18 protein-coding genes are annotated in these 20,037 nt (G+C 34.8%); 6 read left to right on the top strand and 12 right to left on the bottom strand.

Going from position 1 to position 20,037, the window contains the following annotated elements; all coding sequences use genetic code 11:
- Window positions 1–46: 46 nt before the first annotated feature.
- Window positions 47–706 carry a signal peptidase I gene (gene lepB, locus PSA_RS15305; RefSeq protein ID WP_042142642.1) on the bottom strand — a complete coding sequence of 220 codons (660 nt, stop codon included), beginning with the start codon at window positions 704–706 and terminating at the stop codon, window positions 47–49.
- Between the two features lie 175 nt (window positions 707–881).
- Between lepB and hrpB the strand changes: the two genes are divergently transcribed.
- Window positions 882–3,320, top strand: coding sequence for an ATP-dependent helicase HrpB (gene hrpB, locus PSA_RS15300; RefSeq protein ID WP_042142640.1), 2,439 nt, complete (start codon window positions 882–884; stop codon window positions 3,318–3,320).
- Between the two features lie 74 nt (window positions 3,321–3,394).
- Here hrpB and PSA_RS15295 read toward each other — a convergent pair whose 3' ends face one another.
- The 8 genes from PSA_RS15295 to PSA_RS15265 form a co-directional block, all read right to left on the bottom strand.
- Complete coding sequence (locus PSA_RS15295; RefSeq protein ID WP_042142638.1) at window positions 3,395–4,174, bottom strand: hypothetical protein; 780 nt, start codon at window positions 4,172–4,174, stop codon at window positions 3,395–3,397.
- Window positions 4,175–4,259: 85 nt separating this feature from the next.
- Complete coding sequence (locus PSA_RS15290) at window positions 4,260–4,970, bottom strand: helix-turn-helix domain-containing protein (protein ID WP_052379806.1); 711 nt, start codon at window positions 4,968–4,970, stop codon at window positions 4,260–4,262.
- 123 nt (window positions 4,971–5,093) lie between these two features.
- A complete protein-coding gene (locus tag PSA_RS15285; RefSeq protein ID WP_042142636.1) occupies window positions 5,094–5,918 on the bottom strand; it encodes a class I SAM-dependent methyltransferase in 825 nt (274 codons plus the stop codon).
- Window positions 5,919–6,008: 90 nt separating this feature from the next.
- Window positions 6,009–7,280 (bottom strand): alpha/beta hydrolase-fold protein, encoded by a 1,272-nt coding sequence (locus PSA_RS15280; protein ID WP_042142633.1) that lies wholly within the window; start codon window positions 7,278–7,280, stop codon window positions 6,009–6,011.
- A gap of 35 nt (window positions 7,281–7,315) precedes the next feature.
- Window positions 7,316–7,483, bottom strand: a complete 168-nt coding sequence (locus PSA_RS27240) for a GNAT family N-acetyltransferase (RefSeq protein ID WP_371257863.1) — start codon at window positions 7,481–7,483, stop codon at window positions 7,316–7,318.
- Window positions 7,459–7,779, bottom strand: coding sequence for a GNAT family N-acetyltransferase (locus tag PSA_RS15275; RefSeq protein ID WP_052379805.1), 321 nt, complete (start codon window positions 7,777–7,779; stop codon window positions 7,459–7,461). Before PSA_RS15275 ends, PSA_RS27240 begins: the two co-directional genes overlap by 25 nt.
- A gap of 20 nt (window positions 7,780–7,799) precedes the next feature.
- The gene (locus PSA_RS15270; protein WP_042142631.1) at window positions 7,800–8,108 is read right to left on the bottom strand and encodes a hypothetical protein; all 309 of its coding nucleotides are present in this window, start codon (window positions 8,106–8,108) and stop codon (window positions 7,800–7,802) included.
- A gap of 26 nt (window positions 8,109–8,134) precedes the next feature.
- Window positions 8,135–8,653: a hypothetical protein gene (locus tag PSA_RS15265; RefSeq protein ID WP_042142629.1), complete on the bottom strand. Its 519-nt coding sequence runs from the start codon at window positions 8,651–8,653 to the stop codon at window positions 8,135–8,137.
- A 204-nt stretch (window positions 8,654–8,857) separates the two neighbouring features.
- On the opposite strand from PSA_RS15265, the gene PSA_RS15260 reads away from it, so the two are divergent.
- Complete coding sequence (locus PSA_RS15260; RefSeq protein WP_042142627.1) at window positions 8,858–9,532, top strand: phosphoglycolate phosphatase; 675 nt, start codon at window positions 8,858–8,860, stop codon at window positions 9,530–9,532.
- Between the two features lie 502 nt (window positions 9,533–10,034).
- Here the strand turns inward: PSA_RS15260 and PSA_RS15255 are convergent.
- Both PSA_RS15255 and PSA_RS15250 read right to left on the bottom strand, forming a co-directional pair.
- Window positions 10,035–11,489, bottom strand: coding sequence for an FAD-dependent oxidoreductase (locus tag PSA_RS15255; protein ID WP_042142621.1), 1,455 nt, complete (start codon window positions 11,487–11,489; stop codon window positions 10,035–10,037).
- A gap of 160 nt (window positions 11,490–11,649) precedes the next feature.
- Window positions 11,650–12,702: an aldo/keto reductase gene (locus tag PSA_RS15250; protein WP_042142619.1), complete on the bottom strand. Its 1,053-nt coding sequence runs from the start codon at window positions 12,700–12,702 to the stop codon at window positions 11,650–11,652.
- A gap of 160 nt (window positions 12,703–12,862) precedes the next feature.
- On the opposite strand from PSA_RS15250, the gene mrcB reads away from it, so the two are divergent.
- Together mrcB and PSA_RS15240 are read left to right on the top strand one after the other, a co-directional pair.
- The gene (gene mrcB / locus PSA_RS15245) at window positions 12,863–15,277 is read left to right on the top strand and encodes a penicillin-binding protein 1B (RefSeq protein ID WP_082305744.1); all 2,415 of its coding nucleotides are present in this window, start codon (window positions 12,863–12,865) and stop codon (window positions 15,275–15,277) included.
- A 2-nt stretch (window positions 15,278–15,279) separates the two neighbouring features.
- Window positions 15,280–16,848 carry a cobyric acid synthase gene (locus PSA_RS15240; RefSeq protein WP_042142617.1) on the top strand — a complete coding sequence of 523 codons (1,569 nt, stop codon included), beginning with the start codon at window positions 15,280–15,282 and terminating at the stop codon, window positions 16,846–16,848.
- A 55-nt stretch (window positions 16,849–16,903) separates the two neighbouring features.
- Here PSA_RS15240 and PSA_RS15235 read toward each other — a convergent pair whose 3' ends face one another.
- Window positions 16,904–18,820: a hypothetical protein gene (locus tag PSA_RS15235; RefSeq protein WP_042142615.1), complete on the bottom strand. Its 1,917-nt coding sequence runs from the start codon at window positions 18,818–18,820 to the stop codon at window positions 16,904–16,906.
- A gap of 201 nt (window positions 18,821–19,021) precedes the next feature.
- Here PSA_RS15235 and PSA_RS26420 point away from each other — a divergent pair, with 201 nt between their 5' ends.
- Together PSA_RS26420 and PSA_RS26415 are read left to right on the top strand one after the other, a co-directional pair.
- Window positions 19,022–19,459 (top strand): AraC family ligand binding domain-containing protein, encoded by a 438-nt coding sequence (locus PSA_RS26420; RefSeq protein ID WP_231665271.1) that lies wholly within the window; start codon window positions 19,022–19,024, stop codon window positions 19,457–19,459.
- Window positions 19,460–19,467: 8 nt separating this feature from the next.
- Window positions 19,468–19,833 (top strand): AraC family transcriptional regulator, encoded by a 366-nt coding sequence (locus tag PSA_RS26415; RefSeq protein WP_231665270.1) that lies wholly within the window; start codon window positions 19,468–19,470, stop codon window positions 19,831–19,833.
- Window positions 19,834–20,037 lie beyond the last annotated feature (204 nt).

The raw sequence follows: 20,037 nt of genomic DNA, 5'->3' as shown, positions 1-20,037 counted from the left end.
AAAAAAGCCATTAATGAATGGCCTTTTGTAAACTTTAGTTTTTCATTTATTCGGAATAAAGATCTGTTATAAATCTGTCTGAACGAGGAAGATAGTAATCATCGTAATCTAATGAAAAGGCAACATTTGTTGCTTTTCCTTTTAGCTCACTTCGTGGTACAAAACCATAAGCACGAGAATCAGCACTGTTTCTACGATTATCTCCCATTACTAAATAATGATCTTCAGGAACTAAAACAGTAGAAAAGTTACTAAATTGCTCATTACCATTTTTTTCAATACGAATTTTATGGGTAAAACCGTTAATTGTTTCATTGGCAAAGAGTTCATTACTATTGTGAGTTGTTACAGTGTGGTTAAGCTTTTCACCATTAATAAATAAGACTTCATCTTTTAAGCTGACCTTGTCACCCGGAAGTCCAATAACACGTTTTATTAATCTGTTTTGTGCAGCATCAGATTCAAAAACAATGATTTCACCTCTTTTTGGCTCTCCTGTTCTAACAATTGAAGTATGACTGAACGGCACTCTTAAATCATAAGCCATTTTATTTACTACAATACGATCCCCTTCTTTAATGGTTGGCTGCATTGAACCTGTTGGCACTGTATACCAATCGGCTACAGCACTTCTAAATACTGACATTAAAACGATAAATACCACAAGTTGTCTATTATTTATCCAAAAAGTTTTTAATTTACTCATAAAGTGATGTTCCCTATTTATAGTTTTTCTAATGCTATTATATGAGTAGGCCACATAAAGAATAAAAAGTTCATCGTTGAAATGTTTCAAAATATGTAAAGCCATTTTTTTAGTTATGACCTTGCGTAATGTAAGGTTACAATGACTCAAAACTATTTATATGTGTTGAATAACCTTGTTACCTGTTGAAGAAATTTATCCCTCATTAGTTGAAACCTTAAATAATAATACAATGACTTTATTACAAGCGCCGCCAGGTGCGGGTAAATCAACTTGGTTACCGTTACAACTTATTAGAGATAATTACTTTAAACATATTATTATGCTAGAGCCTAGGCGTTTAGCTGCGCGTAATATTGCAGGTTATTTGGCGCAATGCCAAAATGAAAAAATAGGCCAAAGCATTGGTTTACGGATACGCCAAGAAAAACAAGTCAGCAAAGATACCCGCTTAGAAATCGTAACTGAGGGCATGCTCACACGTATGCTACAAAACGATCCGGAATTAACAGGTGTAGATTTAGTTATATTTGATGAATTTCATGAACGTTCAATTGCTGCAGATACTGCATTAGCTTTTGCTTTAGAAACACAATCTGCTTTAAGAGATGATTTAAAAGTATTATTAATGTCGGCAACGTTAGACGCTGAACATATAACCCAAAAACTGGCTTCGTTTGATCATGATTGTCCTGTTATCACAAGTGAAGGGCGCAGTTACCCAATTGATGAAAAATATATTCCTTTAAAAGACGAAACTCGCTGGTTAGAGCAGATCCCAAGTATTATTAAACAAGCATTAGCAGAGCAAACAGGTAGTGTTTTAGTATTTTTACCGGGTCAAAAAGAAATAAACTTTGTTGCGCGTAATTTAAATGAGCTTGATGCAGATACAAGTGTATTTAGCTTATATGGTGAACAAGATAAAAATACCCAACAACAAGCAATAAAACCAGCCGAGTCAGGTAAACGTAAAGTGGTATTAACCACTAATGTTGCCGAAACCAGTTTAACCATAGCAGGCATTCGCATTGTGATAGATAGCGGTAAAAAGCGGGCTGCTAAGTTTAATTTAAAAACAGGTGTTACTGAGCTTATTACCAGCAATATATCGCAATCGTCTGCAGTGCAAAGAGCGGGACGTGCCGGAAGAATTGAATCGGGCATTGTATATAGGTTAGGTTCTAAGCAAACTTTTGAGCGCCGTAATAGCCATGATTTACCAGATATATTAAGTTCAGATATAAGTAACTTTGTACTTGAAGCAAAGCTGTGGGGCGCAGATATAAATGAATTATGTTTATTAGATAAACCTTTACTAGGGCAAATTGTACAAGCACAATCATTATTAGTCATGCTTGAGGCTATTGATGAAAATGGCAAATTAACAACAATAGGGCAAAAGGTATTATCTTTTGGCGCTGATATTCGTTTAGCCCATATGTTAGTAAAAGCGCAAACATTAGAAAATCAATATCCCGGCATTACAGTTTTAGCAGTGTATTTAACAGCATTATTAGAGAGCGGTGTGAAAAGTAGTAATGAACTATCTATCGCTTTACATAGCCAAGTTCAAAATCCACATCCTGTATTTAAAAAACAATTAAGTTATTGGCTTAAACGCTTAAAATTAAAACCTGTATATGAATTAGAATCATCTTATTTAAGCATCTTACTTGCTTTGGCATATCCAGATCGCCTTGCTAAAAAGCGCGGCAATGGTTATTTACTTGCCAATGGCGCCGGTGCCGATTTATCTCAAGATTATTGGCATGAAGATGAGTTTATTTGTATTGCACAAATGGGCGGGTTAAAAGGTAGTAAAGTTTTCAGTGCAACGCCTTGTGATATGGCATTACTTGAAGAGGCTTTACCGCATTTATTTAATGAAATAGAAATCTGTGAATTTGATGAAAAAGCAGGGCGTTTTATTCATGAAAACCGCATTATGCTAGGTGCTCTGAGTGTAACTGAACAACAAATTCATACAGGCATAGATCAAAGCTTAAGAATACAAGCCTGGCTAGGGTTAGTGAAAAAACATGGCTTTAAAATATTTGTCGAAAATAAAGATGCCAAACAGCTATTTATACGTATGTCTCTAGCAGCTAAGTATTTTCCTGAGCAATATAACCCAATAAATATGAATCTATTATTAGGTTCTCTAGAAACTTGGTTAGCGCCTTATTTATCGGATATTAAAAAGTTAGAACAGCTAAAAAAATTCAATTATCTAGAAGCGTTAAAAAATGTATTTGATTGGCAAATGCAAAGTAGTTTAAATGACATTTTGCCGTTACGGATGTCGGTGCCAAGTGGTTCAAATGTTCGTATTGAATATCAACTTGATGGTCCTGCAAAACTCGCTGTACGCATGCAAGAAGTGTTTGGGTTAGCAAGTACGCCTATGCTGGCACAAGGTAAATTACCATTGCTGATGGAGCTATTATCTCCTGCGAAACGCCCACTGCAATTAACCCAAGACTTAGCCACTTTTTGGCAAGGCAGTTATAAAGACATTCAAAAAGAGATGAAGGGCAGGTATCCCAGACATTTTTGGCCAGATGAGCCCGCAACTGCACAAGCTACCAATAAGGTAAAAAGTAAGATGTAACATTTATTTCATAGATTTAAAGCAGCTCCATTAAAAATGGAGCTATCTAAAATTTAGTTGTTACTCCATTTTATTTATTGCGGTTTGAATACATTAATCATTTCAGACCATTCTTGCTCTAGTGTAACAAAGCTTTTACCTGTTACAGATTTAATTGCTTGGCCTTGATATATTCTGAAATATTTATCTAGGCCATAGTTTTCAATTAAAAACTGGGTAAATGCGCCTTCTTGCAGATAAGCTAATTGCCTACCTAATCCAGTTTTAGATGAATGTCTGATCTCTTCTGCTTGTTCAAGTGAAATTAATGCGCCGTATTTATGAGATTTAATGGCAACACTGCGATAAAGATCAATACCAAAATTGGGATATTCAGCTTCTTCACCAAACCTATGTTGCATAAAAACAGCTAATCCATCATCAAAAAAACGATCTTCATAGCCATTCTTTTTCTTTTTACGAAAGGCACTGACTGAATAAACGTGAGTTAATTCATGAATGATGGCAAGTCCTTTTCCTTCATACTCATGTTCTTCACCAAAAGCCTTTAAAACACGACTTTCAGGTATATGAATCGTATTCCAATCTTGATAGGGTATTCTTTTTGTTTTGGATATATAAACAAGCAAACGTTCTTTAATAGGTGTTCCTTCATACTCTTTTGATTGTTTTAAATAAGACTGAACTATTTTAATATTATGCTCGATCTCTCTTGCCAGCTTTTCGATAACGTTAATTGGCACGTTAGTATCATAAATAACAGTAAAGTCTTTGGTTTTAAACTCTAGTGCATTGCTTAAAAAAGACTGAAGTAAACATGCTAACACTAGTAGAATTTTAATTGTTGTATTCATTTTGACTCTTAGTTTGTGAGCGTTATAACTTCTTTTTGTAAAGAAGCTATAATTTAAATTAATAAATGTTTATGAGTGTTTAAATCTATTTAGAAAACTGCAGTTTTACTTGTCTGACTTTATGCTCAATTGAGAGTCCAACAATACCGGCTAAAATAGCGAGTAAGCCTAATATACGTAACCAGTTATTAAAACCTCTATTATTATCAAATTTTTGCTTGCGGCTTAAATAGTAAAACCGTTTACCGCCGTCAATTTCTTTCACAAAATACTCGCCTTGTGAGTCCTTAAATTCTAACTGATGAAAATTCAACCTTGCCAACACATCATCAGTCATTTGCTTCTTATGTGCTGTAAATATTCGTAAAGGCTCATCTTTTTTAACTATGCCTAACGACTCATAACTAAAAGTTCGTGTGGTATCGGGCTTATATATCCATTCTTGTTCGCCAGATATTAAAGCCGTAGCACCTAAAATAATTAATAATGAAGAAATCCAAATCCAACGTAACATGTATTTCATTGATTGGGTTTGGTATTGTTTTAAGTTACTTTTCACAACACTGAGTTTGCTTAAGGTTTGTTTAATATACTCAGGTTCAAATTGATTAATAAAAGATTCAAATTCAATTTCGAAAGCATTTAAAATTTGATTAAAAATTTCATCTGATGGAAATGCTTTATCATTTTCTAGTTTAGATAAGTAAGATTGCTCTATACCTATGAGTTGAGCAAGTTCAGGTTGGCTCATTTCTTTATCTGTTCTGAGGTGTTTTATTTTTTGACCTAATGTCATGGGTTATTTCCTTTATCTTTAAAAAACAATGACATTCTTGAGTATTCATTTGGGAATAAACAGATGAATATTAGGTGATATCAATGAATATAAAGACTTTTTGGAAATATTTACAGCGTTATTCTAGTTTAAATTTAAAGATTGAAGCCATTGAGCATGATATTGAGACATTTTTTTATGGCGTTTTGATTGTTGGTGATCAATTTTATCTTGTGCAGAAAAAAATGGGCCTACGCGACAAAAGGCACAATACTTATCCGATAAACTTGTTTTAGCATAATGAGGTATTGTGAGTTTTGTACTTAACTCAGTATGGGTTTGATTACTATAAACATAAGTATTACCTTGGGTATCTTTTACATGTTTATCTCTATCAACATTTCGAATTTTGTATCCCGGAAAGTCAGTGATATCAAAATTCATTTGTCCTAAATATGCAATTGGATTTTTGTCATTTTCAAGACCTAATAATAGTGAGTTTTCAATATCCCATTCTCTATAAGGTTTTACATCCTTAGAAGTAATGAAACATAAGTTTTCACCCTTAGGATCTAAAAAATGGCTAAAAGCGTTAGTTAAAAAAGAGCGTAGTAAATGTCTATTAAGCGTATTAACTGAAATAGGAGTTTGACCACATTGTTGTTGAAAGTCTTCTTTTGATGAAAAAGCGGGTATTAACGGGAATTGGAATATTACTAAATCATATGAATGTTTACTTAAAGTTGACCAAGAGTCATTATTTTTTACGTCAAATAGCGTAAGCACTTCGCAATTATTTTGACGTAATGTTTGATAAGCTTTGTCATCATATTTATCTGTGAGTGTTTTTAAGGAGTCAAAAATAGTTGCTGTTAATTTTTTAGGTTTATGGTGATTAAATAATGAAGCAGAGAAAGATAAATCACCATCGCCTATGGTTAAAATTCGCCAGTTTGGATTGATAAACATTTATCGCCTCTTGAGGATTATTAAAAGGGCGAGATTATAGCTTACCAATAGCGTTTAACCTAGTTGATAAGCTAACTGTTTTTGTAACGTTTAGTCTCTTAATTTAAGTAATTTCGTATCTATAATACTAATTTGCCATTGATTCACTTGTTGCTTTTTAGCCAGTTTTAACGCTTTTTCAAAATAAGAAATAGCTGACTTATCATCTTTTAATTGCTCATACGTCGTGGCGATACTTTTTAAGTATTCAATTGAGGTTTCAAATTTACTTTCAAGTGATTTAAGTAAAGCTAAGGCGGCTTTAGGTGAATTAAAGTGGCTAACATAACTTGCTTGCATGATAATAAATGCTTGTTCAGATGCGGGGAGAGATTTGATTGTTTGTTCCATAAATGGTGCTAGTTCATCTGCTTTTTTATTCATATAAAAGTAACGAATGGCAGATTTAATGCTAGGCGTAGGAATAGCTTGATTTATATTTAGTTCAGAAACTAGTTTGGCATAATGTGAAACAATAGAGTTAGGAGTATGTTTCTTTCTCAACATTTTTTCAGCAATGAACCAGCCTTTAAATATTGATTTTAAACTGTTTCTTAATGATATTAAACCTACAGAATTATGATTTTCATCTGGGTAATGCGTGAATTTCCAATTGATATTGGCAGGTTGTAGTTCATCTAATATATTTATAAAGCCATATTGATTCATACGTGTTTCATCGCCCAGAGATAAATATAATGAAACAGGTTTGTGATTACTGTTAGCAATTTTATCGTTAGCTGTTTTAGTGAATGCTTGTTTGTTTAACCATAGCGATGGACTTGTCGAAATATAATTATTAAATGAGTCAGGCTGTTCAACTAACGCATTTAAAACAAATAAACCTGCAATAGAGTGTCCAACTAAAATATTATTATCAGCAGTTCTGTAGTGTTTATTGATATAAGGTTTAAGCTCTTTATTTATAAAAGATAAAAACTCATTTGCTTTGCCTTTATCTTCTGCTTTTAAAGGTGAAGTCAGTCCTTCAGGCGTCATATATTGACGATACTTATCTGTGCCTTTATCAGCAATGCCAACTAAAATCACATCAGGTATTAACTGTGCTTTATTTGCCATTAAATCTAACATGCCAGAAACCGCATGAAAGTTATAATCGCCATCTAATAAATAGATCACTGGGTAAGTTGCAGTTGGGTTCGCTTGGTAGTTTTCAGGTAATAAAACTTGAAGTTCACGTTGTTCACTCAAAACTTTTGAGTTGATTTTAACTCTTTCACCTAAGTTAAAGTGAGTTGCTAGCGTACTTTGGCTTAGCAAAATAAAAAATGTAGAGAGGATGAAGCTGATTGTTCTTATCATGTTTTTTCCGTTTATTGATTCCGTGTATTAGTTTTTTATAACTTAACTGGTTTGTTATTGGCTTGATTTATTATGTAGTTGATAACTATTTTTCCTAAACCTTTGCCTTGATATTCAGGATGAATTTGAATCTGCAAAACTTCGAACGCTGCATCATGAGTTAAATATTTAATCGTGCCTACTTTTTCATTTTTATAATAAATAATTTTGAGCCGACTCCTTTTCCTTGATAAGCTTCGCTGACACCCATACCAAGACTGGCGACATGTCTTCGCCTTGGAGAGATAAAGTGTTCAATGTTAATTTGACCACATATTTTGTTATCTACCATGGCAACTAAGCTGTGAACATTATCAGGCCAGTTTTCTAACTTTTTTCGCCAAACATCTTCACTGGGAAAAGGCAACTGTAAAGTACCAGCATAGCAACTTTTTTGTTCATAAATTTGCTTTATAGCGATAAAATCAGATTGATTACTATGTCTAATTTGAATGTCCATTTCTAATGATTTCCTTATAGTTATATCAATTTAAGCGATACAGCTAAGGTTTTAGCTGTAATAAATAATACCAATATCAAAATGCTATAAATACTATATGCCATGTACTTATTTGGTTTATGTGTAAATTTAACTAAAACAAACAGCATTAAACTATAAATTATGAGCTCACTAGAGAACTTTATTTGCGTTAATAAATTTTGTTTATCTTGCGTCCAGTTTTCAGCTAATACATGAGTGAAAATTTGACCCCATAAAAGTTGATAAACCACTGCTATTGGTAAAAATATCACAGTAAAAGTTTTGTAGATTGATAATTGATTTTTCATTGTTTTCTTTAATGTAAATAAATACGTTACTGTAAGAACTTCTCTTTTTCATCGATAATACATTGCTCGACAGTTGTTGGTTGATTGCTTCTATCTGTTACCCAACATTCATCATAAATAGAACAGTAACAAAGTTCGAGAGATATTTTTTTATCAGCATCAAAAAATAACTTTGTATTTTTTCCTTTATATCTAAGTGATGTTATTACGCCCTGAGAAGGCAAGATACGAGTGCCAGTATGTGATTGAATGAAGTTTTTAAAGTTAGATATGTCTGTCCATTGTTTAATTATTTTTGAATCATAGCTCACTTTTGCATATTTGATTAATGCAGGTCCAGTACCGTTATTTGACACGCCATATTCAAAAAATTTTTCTGGATGAAAGCTTTTATATATTTCAAGCCTAGGCCAAACTGAAGCTTTAGCATAAGCACGATCAGTTGCTGCTGAATAGATAGAAACACCTGCTGTGATAATACTGATAAAGAGTGCTGATAAAGCGATAATCATTTCAGGGCTGCGGAATATAGATTTATTGCTCATTTTTGAAATTATCCAAATGTAAAATTATTTTTTTTATTAACCTAGATAATAAAGTATTTATTTCATTAAAACAGGGTTTATCGCGTAACGATTTAAAAGTGTTTTAAAATAAAACGGCAAAAAGAGCTTTAGTATTAACAATATCATATAAATTTACCTTCCTGATGTTAATATATACACACTTCTTTTATCAGAGAAACCAAATTGAAATTTGAAAATAAAAATGTATTACTTTTTGATTTAGACGGTACTTTAGTTGATAGCGCACCTGATTTAGCATTAGCGGTAAACCAAACATTAACTGAACTTGGCATGACAACGTTTGAGCAAGATATTATTCATGGTTGGGTTGGTAATGGCGCACAAGTTTTAATAAATCGTGCATTATCAGGTTCAGTTGATGTATCAAAAACACTTGATGCGGCACTGAGTGAAAAAGCATTGGCAATATTCTTGGCTGCTTATGAAGCGAATGTATGTGTTGAAACTGTGACTTACCCTAACGTAGGTGACACGTTAAAAGCATTAAAAGAAAAAGGTTTTAGATTAGCGATTATTACCAATAAACCAGAGCGTTTTATTGCGCCAATTCTATCGGGTTTAGGTTTAAATGGTTTATTTGAGCTAATAATAGGTGGTGATACTTTAGCTAAACGTAAGCCAGATCCTTTGCAGTTAAATTATGCATGTGAACAACTCGCCGTTACTGCTAATGAATGTATTATGATAGGCGATTCTAAAAACGATATTTTGGCTGCCAAAGCGACCAATATGCAAAGTGTTGGTTTAACGTATGGTTATAATTATGGTGAAGCGATAGATGTTTATCAGCCTGAGCTAGTTTTATCTGACTTTGCAGACTTATTAACTGTGCTTTAATTTTGTAGCAGTTCTTTCATTTGTCGTCCCCGAAGTATTGTATCGGGGATCTTGTTTAAAAGTTATATAAAAGTGCAAGAGATCTCCGATAAAACAACTCGGAGATGACGGGATTAAAGTACGCGGAAATACAGATTACCTAACTTTAATTTATGAGACTTTAAACTTATACTTCTATACGTCGTCCTCGAAGTCTTGTATCGAGGACCTTGTTTTAAATTCCATTACCTTTCATTTTTATACCAATTGTATTAATTAACTTCCCATTCAGCGGGAGTTAAAAGCGCTTTAGACAAGGCAAATAATTGAAGCCATAGTTATTCTATTTCAAAATTATTTAACGCAGTATAAAACGCTTTTAAACCCGCCTTACAGGAGCCTCTGGGGATTTACACTTCGTTGTTATGTTATCTTTTAAGGGAATGACCATTACTGCGATAACATGCCTAGAATTGAAAACCCCCAAAGGCTCTGAGTGGGAACTTACTTAATACAATTGGTATTACTCACTAACTTGGCCAACCACTTTTGCTAAATCAATGGGGTAATTTCTTTGTTTTGCTAATTTAATTGCAAGGTTTGTTACTTCACTTTGATTTAATGAATCGGTCACTGGATAGTGTTCTGTTTGGTATGCTGCTTTTGAATCTAATAAACCAACTTCTACTAACTTTTCAACAATTAAGTTTGCACCATCTATCGCAGATGAGGCTTTTACAATCTCAGCTCTTGCGTAGTTATGTCCACTGAAAGTCACATCAGCAGCGCGTAAATCAGCATCAGCACCGGGTATTTGTTGAGCGCCAAATAAAGGGTTTCCGCCCATTTCTGCACTACTAAAATTAGGTATAAATTGACTCATATGTGAAATAGATTTATTTGTTCTTGCATACACGTTTCTTGCTTGCCAAGCATCGTCTATCTTTGTAATAAACTCTTGTTCTAACTGAGGTTGAGCACTTTTTGAAGTTGTAGCAACTAAGCCATTTTTGAATAAAGTAATATCTTGTGTCATGCCATGTAGTTGAAAATAACCATTGGCATAAGGGGTTAATTGCGCCATGCCTTGAGGTGTGCCGCGTTCACCATAAAAAATCACTTCAGGCCACTGACCTTCACATTGTTGCCAATGGGTTATATATGCAGCTTTAAACTCCACCATACGTTCACGCTTTAAAGTAAGCATGTCATCAATTTCACCGGTTTTAAAACCACATGCGTTGACTAAGTAATCGACTTTAATAGGCGCCTGATCATCTGTTTTTAAAACCCACTGATTATTGCCTTTAGTTATATTGGTTACTTTGGTGTTTGTAAGTACTTGGCAACTATTTAGCTTGTCTGTGGCTAAAATAGCTGAGGCTGCAAGACGAAAAGCACTTAAACCATATTCTTGAACTAAAACTAATGGAAATTTAACAGCATCAAAATCAATATTTTTAGCGACAGGTATCATCCAATCATCTAAAGTTTCAGTTTGTTTAGGTAAATCTTTTTTAGCTAGTTTTATTAATTTACTTTTCGTATACAGCGCAAAATAATCGTTTGCTGGACCTAAAACCTGATTAGAGCCATCTTGAGTGATCAATTGTGCATACTCAGTTCTTAGCTTTTCCAAACGTGACATTAAATCTTCAGGATTGCCTTTATCTGCTTCAGGGATTGCAACAACTGTAGGGCGAATATTTGCGCTGTGTTTATAAAGCTTAAGAGTATCAATTGATTGGCGTAGAAGCGTGATGCATTGCTCTTCTGATATCTCTCGATATAAATTACCGCCCGCGTGTAAATGGCAAATTGGCGGACCATTTACTAATGAAGGTCCTTTTTCGATGAGCGTGACTTTTATATTAAGTTCGGCTAAACGTAATGCTATGGTTGAACCTGCTATACCACCGCCAATAATACCAATATGAATTGGTCTTGGCTGAGAATTTAACGGATTAATATCTGACATAGCTAATTTTTAGGTACCTGAAATCAATAAACCCGCGCATTTTACGTGCCTGAGAAGTATTTTTACAGTATTTAATTAAAAAATATGTATTAATTTTAATATGAAATGAATATATATTAAAACCCTATAAACTCTAGGGTTTTAATAAGTTTAGGTAAAATTAGAAAGGCATTGGATATTGTTTTAATACTTGTTTGATATCTGATAGCACAGCATCGCTCAGTGGTTCACTAAATGCTGCTATATTTTCTTCAAGTTGTGTCATATTAGTGGCGCCAATAATGGTAGAAGTCACACCATTTACTTGATCGCACCAACCTAATGCCAGTTTAGTAGGAGATATATCATGTTGTTTTGCAATATCTAAATATGCATCAACGGCTTTACTTGAGTGTTCGGTATCTCTAAATAAACCATTGCGCTGCATAAAGGTCCAGCGACTCCCTTCAGGGCGAGCACCATTTTGATATTTACCCGTTAATAAACCAGTAGCAAGCGGTGACCAAGGTAGGTAAGCGATATCTTCATTTACACAGTTTTCAATTAAATATGGCCAGTCTTTAGCATGTAATAAGCTAAATTCATTTTGAATTGATACCATGCGCGGTAGGTTATGCTGCTCGCTTAAACGTAAATATTGATTTATTCCCCAAGGCGTATCGTCAGACAAACCGCAATAACCGATTTTTCCTGCCTTTACACATTTATCTAACCCTTGCAAAATGTCTAACATTTGCTCGGTTTGTTCAGTGGCATTTACATCTGTGTAATTGATATTGCCAGGCCATTGATTGCCAAAATGTGGCGATGTACGGTTTGGCCAATGCAATTGATATAAATCGATATAATCAGTTTGTAGTCGTTTTAAGGAGTCTTCTACCGCCTGTACTACGGTTTTGCCACTAATTTTACTGCCTTCACGGATATAAGAAAAACCAGGACCAGCAATTTTTGATGCCAGTACGATTTCTTTACGGCGAGATGGGTTAGCATTAAGCCAATTACCTATTATTGCTTCTGTTTTTCCATAAGTCTCTTCAGATGGCGGTACTGCATACATTTCTGCTGTATCAATAAAGTTAATACCTTGTTCTTGAGCGTAATCTAATTGGGCATTGGCATCTTGTTGATTATTTTGTAATCCCCAAGTCATACTGCCTAAACAAATGCGGGATACCTCTAATGGGCTACTACCTAAACGAACATATTTCATGCGTATTCCTTAATTATTTTCTTGAGCAGCTAAGCAAATCTATTCTATCTGCTAAAACATCTGTATCCTAGACACTAAATTTAAATAGTGATGCAAAATGGTTACATTTTTTTGTTTCAAATTATTTTATCTAGTAAATAAAAGACGTAATATAAAATAGATGGCAACTAAAAAAACATCAGATAAAAACGCTCCTGCAAAAGAAAAAGCAGTGAAAAAAACAGCTGGAAAAAAAGAATCAGTAAAAAAGCCTGCAGCTAAAAAAACAGCAAAAAAATCACCTGCTAAAAAAGCAACTCAAAAAAAAACAACTAACAAAAAAATATCTAAAGCACCGCTAAAGTCGCGCATTTTTAGTTGGATTTTTTCTGTTACTTGGAAGTCGGCTTTAGCGGTTTCTTTGTGTGCCATTTTATATTTTATATATTTAGATTCAAAAATAACCCGCCAATTTGAAGGCAATAAATGGCAATTACCAGCACAAATATATGCCCGTGCTATGACGTTTTATCCGGGGCAATATTTATCTAGTGATGAAGTGATATGGGAGCTGAACCGACTTAACTATTCTGAAGTTAATCATATTACCAATACAGGGCAATACGTCATAAATAAAAGTAAGAACGGGCATCGAATTCGTATTCATCGCCGTGCTTTTGAATTTCATACCGGTACTGAGTCAGATATTATTATTGAGTTAGTATTTGGCTCCAAGCGTTTGGTGGCAATTAAAGATAGTAGAGGCAGACAGCTAGGTGGTGCCAAGCTAGAGCCAGTACAAATTGCACGTTTGAGTAATGCAACAGGGCAAGACCGTGAATTTGTACCACTAGAACGTATGCCTGATATGTTAAAAGAAACATTACAGGTAGTAGAAGATAAGGATTTTTATAGTCATCATGGCGTATCCCCATTTTCTATCTTACGCGCTTTATATACCAATATTAAAGCGGGTAGAACAGTTCAAGGTGGTAGTACGTTAACGCAGCAGTTAGCTAAAAATTTTTATTTAACACGTGAACGTACCTTAATGCGTAAAATCAATGAAGCCTTTATTGCGCTGATATTAGATTACCGTTATAGCAAAGATCAGATTTTAGAGGCTTACTTAAATGAGGTGTATTTAGGTCAAGCTTATAATCAAGGTGTTCACGGTATGGGACTAGCCAGTGATTTTTACTTTGCTAAACCAATAGATGAGCTTGAATTTGATCAAGTTGCTTTATTAATCGGCATGGTTAAAGGCCCTTCATTTTATAACCCAAGACGTTATCCTGAACGTGCTATGAAACGCCGTGATTTAGTGCTGCGTTTAATGGCTGAAAATCAACTTATTAGCCCTAGAGAATATAAACAGGCATTAAATCGTCCGCTTAATATTCAATCGTTAAAGCGCAGTGCCAAAGTAGCGCATCCTGGGTATTTAGATTTAGTGAGTCGTCATCTAAAAACTTTACTACCTGATGTAGATACCATAGATGCAGGTGTGCGAGTATTTACTTATTTTGATCTGCAAAAACAAACAGCGATGGAGCATTCTGTTGTAAATAGTCTGTATTATTTAGAAAAACGTAAAAAAACCGACAAATTGCAAGCGGCTATGATTTCAGTGAATTTACAACATGCTGGGGTCTCCGCTTTAGTTGCAGGGCGTAAAACGGGCTATTCAGGTTTTAATCGCGTATTAGATGCTAAACGCAATATTGGCTCTTTAGTTAAACCTGCAGTTTATTTAACGGCATTACAGGAGCCTGAATATAGCTTAGGGACCTTATTACAAGATGAAGCAATAACACTTAATGATGAAACAGGGCGTAACTGGCAACCTGCAAATTACGATAGAAAATTCCGTGGTCCTATGCCGCTGTATAAAGCATTTAGTAATAGTATTAATTTACCTGCCGTGCATTTAGGTTTAGAAGTCGGCGTTGAAAATGTTGCTAACACTTTAAACAAGCTCGGTGCAAAACAAGATATTCAAACATATCCTTCTTTATTGTTAGGTGCGGTTGAAATGTCGAGCTTTGAAGTCGCTCAAATGTACACAACTTTAGGTTTATCGGGTTATTACCAAAAACTCACTTCAATTGCTGCCATTACCGATTCGGTTGGTAATATATTGCATCAACATAAAGCCAAACCTAAAAAAGTGTTTGATCAAGAATCTAGCTATTTAACCCGATACGCAATGAAAAAAGTAACGCGTGAAGGTACCGCAAAACGTTTGAAATCACACTTTCCTACAATGCAATTAGCAGGTAAAACAGGCACTACAAACAACTTAAGAGATAGTTGGTTCGCAGGTTTTGACCAAAATACAGCTACTGTAATTTGGGTGGGCCGTGATGATAATAAATCAACTTCACTTACGGGTAGCAGCGGTGCGTTAGAGCTTTATATTCGTTATTTAAAACAGCTGAATCCTGAATCAATTGCAGAAACACGACCAAACACGATTAAATGGGCCTTTGTAAATGAAGAAACTGGCAAACAAGCGCCACCAGGCTGTGGCACTGTTATAAAGTTACCTGTTAGAGTCAGTGAGTTTAACCCTAGACCTAAGTGTGAGCGCTAAATATGAATATTAAAACACTCATACAAACAAAAACACTCATGGTTCAAGGAACAACTTCTGATGCCGGGAAAACGACTTTAGTTTGTGGTTTAGGTCGCGTATTTAAACGCAAAGGGATACAAGTTGCTCCCTTTAAGCCTCAAAATATGGCATTGAATAGTGCTGTGACAATTGATGGTGGTGAAATTGGTCGTGCGCAAGCATTACAAGCACAGGCCTGTGATTTAGAGCCTATCTGTGATTTTAACCCTGTATTGTTAAAACCCAGCTCAGATATTGGCTGCCAAGTGATCATTAACGGTAAAGTTGCAGCACAATTAGATGCGCAAAACTACCACGAATACAAACCAACAGCGATGGAAGCGGTGCTTAAAGCACATCAACGTTTATCTACTGATTTTGAAAATATATTAGTTGAAGGGGCTGGGAGTCCTGCAGAAATCAATCTACGTGATCGTGATATTGCCAATATGGGATTTGCTGAAGAAGTTGATTGCCCTGTCATTTTAATTGCAGATATAGACAAAGGCGGGGTATTTGCACATTTAACGGGTACTTTAGCGTGTTTAAGTGAATCGGAACAAAAAAGGGTGATCGGTTTTGTGATCAACCGTTTTAGAGGCGACCCGGCTTTATTAACTTCAGGATTAGATTGGCTTGAAGAAAAAACAGGCAAGCCAGTACTTGGGGTTTTACCTTATTTACAAGGTTTACACTTAGACAGTGAAGATTCAGTTGCGCAAGAGCAAGTAATAGATAAACCAAAACTAAATGTTGTGATCCCTGTTTATCCAAGAGCCAGTAATCATAATGATTTTGACTCTTTACGCGCGCACCCCGATGTTAATGTGCAGTTAGTTGGGCCGCAGCTCATTGGTGCGCAAGCAACAAACAGTGAATTACAGTCAAATAAACCACAAGCTGATTTACTCATTTTACCTGGTTCTAAAAATACGCAAGCAGATTTAGCTTGGTTTAAAGAGCAAGGCTGGGAAGACTACTTAAAACGCCACTTAAGATATGGCGGTAAAGTATTGGCTATTTGCGGTGGTCTGCAAATGTTAGGGCAAGAAATTAAAGACCCAGATGGCATAGAAAGCCCACAATGCAAAACCACACAAGGTTTAGGTTTATTACCGTTTGTTACGACATTAAAAGCGAATAAAGAACTGAGCTTAAAAAATGGGGTTTTAGACTTACCAGATCAAAATAAAGTCGATATTCAAGGATATGAAATTCATGCAGGTGATACTTTAATTGATAATTCAATAAATACAGCAGATATAAAACAAGTGGTATTTGATAACGATAAATTAAAAGCATCATTTGGCTCGGGTGTTCTATCAGACGATGAGCAAATATTTGCCAGTTATTGGCACGGGTTAATGGATACGCCAGCAGCACTGACTGCTATTTTAAATTGGGCTACTGATACAAAAAATGGTTCTGAATTTAAACACCTTGATTACCAAGTATTACGTGAACAAAGCATTAATCATTTGGCTGACAGCATAGAAAAAGAATTTGATTGGGATAAATTAACGGCGGCACTTAATAAGTTTAACGGCTAGTTTAAAAAAAGAGATAATAAAAACTGCGTTTTATTATCTCTTTTTGAATAAAGGTTTATTTTTCACCTTCGGTTATACGGTCATTATCAGCTTGGGTGTCACTTTCATTTCGTAAAAATCCAGCTGCATCACCTTGAGATGATAATTGTTCAGATGTATTTCTTGATGCCTGATTAACTTTTAAAATATTTTCAGCATGTTGTAAATCGGCAGTATTGGTAAAGCCTGCAATATTTTCACGCGCTTTTAAGAAGTCTCTAATCTCATTAATAATACTTTGCAGTTCACTTTCATTTTTTTCCATAGACATAACATAACGTTGCATCTCAATATTATTATTGCCGCTAGATGCAAAAGTGCTTGTTGTGATACGAGAGCTTACCACCCAAGGTGTAATAGATGACTTTACAACAACATTTTCGCTTCGCGTTGAATCATGAATAGACATACCCGTTGATATTTTAGACTCTGCAAAAGTACCTTCAGTTTTCATATACATTAATAAAGAATCAAATTGCACTTCAGCCCAAAAAATATGAGAGAAGTTTTCCATCAGACGACCAATAGTTACAAAAATTTGCCACATAAATAATGTTGTAATTAAGCCAACGCCAATAACAGAGCCTTGCGCTATGATGTCAGAAAGTACAGATTGTCCTTGTTGTCCAGATAACTGAGGAGGGTTATTAATCATGTTTTGAACATATTCAACAACTATAGCAATATCTGTTGTTAAGCTAAAAAATACAAATGCAGCAGTGACCAGCAATACTTGAGCAGAAATGGTGGCGGCTAATCGCACTAACTTAAAGTTTTTACTATGTTCTGTCGGTTTAAACTCAGGTTGTGTTTCTATGAGTAATTCACCAGAGAAAGAGCCTTTACCTTGGCTTTGCTCATTTAATACGGGATCAAAATTAAGATAAGTTCGGTTTGGTATCTCTTTGTAGCGGCGATTGGCTAATACGATATTTTCAATATTAATAAAAACTTCGTTAGGATGAACAGACTCTTGTAAGTTTTCTCTAAATTCACTTACTTCTGTTTTAGGTTCAGATTGTTGACTGCGAATAACCACCATGAAGATGATAAGTGCGCAACTAATGGCACCTAAAATAAATAACAATATAAGACTTGGCCAAGCTGAAAAGAACTGTGCCTTATCAAATAATTGATTTAAGGTATCAGGTTTATCAATGTTTTTAGTGATAAAGTGGTATCCCATACCAATTACAACAGGAAAAATAATAGAGAAGGCAATTATCTTTGCAAGGCTGCCAGCGTCAGCGCTTTTAAGTTGCTTAACTTTTCTTAAATCCACTGCTGATGCCGCTTTTCGCCATGCGGTGATAAGATAGCCTAACAATAAAACTGAAAATGCAGGGATAATAATATGTCCAGCTTCTCCGGCTAAACCACTCGATGACACAAAATAAGTTAAACCAAAAGCAACTAAGGCAACAAAAGTGGTTAATAAAATAGCGATCACTTCTTGCATGATATTACGGATTGGATAAGGTAAAAATATTAGCTTTGGAAAAATAGAGTGAACAAAACGACCCATCCAGCCTTGAGGCTCTTTAAATGTGGTGTTTTTACGACCCATTAGCATAGATTCTAATGTTGATGCTTCATAAGCTAATGCGTTTTGTTTTTTTTCTAAATTAGCGTTATCAGATTCACTTTTTGTTTGGTTATATGCCAAGGAACTAGGAATAGAACGACCAACAAAAAACTTAAACAATTGAAATAAACCGCTACCACAACGGGTTAAACCACTGATAAGTAGAACTAAGCCAAAAATAGCATAAATCCAAGCTTCGATCATATTTTTTTCAATAATATGCGTGATTTGAAATAAGCTATAAAAACCTAAACATGAAATTAGTAGTCCGCCTATTGTGCGCGCTAATCCCTCTTTTTTAAAGGGATTGGTGATCCCTAAACCGCTAGACCCAAAGTCATATGCCATTTTATACTCCAGTATAAATTTATCCGTTTACTTAATTTAAAAGTATTTAAATACTTTCAATATATAGATCATACCTGCTAACGAATTAATTTTCATGAAGTTTTTGATACAACAATAATGTACAAGTTTTTTATTGTTGGTATGTTAATTTTAAGGCTATTATTTCCAATTGTGTCATTTAGATTTAAAAGAGGAAAGATTTTGACTGAAAAAGCAGCATTTACTTTGCATCAAGAACTCGGTGGACTTGAAATGGTTGAAGCTGATTTTTGTAATCATAATTTTTCAAAGCATAGCCATGAAACATACACGATAAATGTGATTGAAAAAGGTGCGCAACGATTTTTAAGTTCAGGTAATAATTATATGGCACCCGAACATAGTATTATTTTTGTAAATGCTGATGAAGTACATACTGGCCAATCAGGCACAGATAATGGTTGGTCATATCGTGGTATCGCGCCATTTGAATCACATTTTACTAAATTAGCATCTGATATTGGATTAACTGAAGGTTTTGCGCCTTATTTTCCTAATGCAGTTGTACAAGATCCACAAATGGCTACTGAATTACGTCAGTTATTTCATATCCTTGCCAGCTCAGATAATACGCTTTTACGTGAAACCATGCTGTATTAACGCGTTTAATGCTCAAGCATGGTAAAAGCCGAAGTGAGATAGAGCAACAGCAAACATCCAGCCAAAAGCTTGAATGGGTTAAACAATATATTAACGATCATTTAGAACAAAATATAACGTTAGAAACCTTAGCTAAAATAAGTGATTTTACGCCATTTTATTTAGTAAGACAGTTTCAAAAAATGTATGGGTTACCGCCTCATGCTTATCAAATTCAGCAAAGGCTACGTAAAAGTAAATCTCTATTACGGCAAGGAAATAAGGTTGCTGATGTAGCTACAGATGTTGGTTTTTACGATCAGAGCCACTTTCATCGCCACTTTAAAAAAGCCAATGGCGTAACCCCAAGTCGTTATGCGAGACAAGTAGGTTAAATCTTTTAGGTCAAAATAATAAACACTATTACGCCGATTAAGCTTATATACCCAAACCACTCCAAGATGCAGAATTCAGTTGGCGTTAGAAACGCTTTAGACAAGGCATTGATTGCAGATAATGGTCATTCCCTTTTCAAAATCAATAACGCAGTATAAAGCGTTTCTAAACCAACCCTGCGGGGACATCTGAGCAAATTATGC

Origin of the sequence: Pseudoalteromonas sp. '520P1 No. 423', assembly GCF_001269985.1 — a bacterium.
Classification (GTDB): domain Bacteria; phylum Pseudomonadota; class Gammaproteobacteria; order Enterobacterales; family Alteromonadaceae; genus Pseudoalteromonas.
This window is presented reverse-complemented; position numbering and strand designations above follow the sequence as displayed.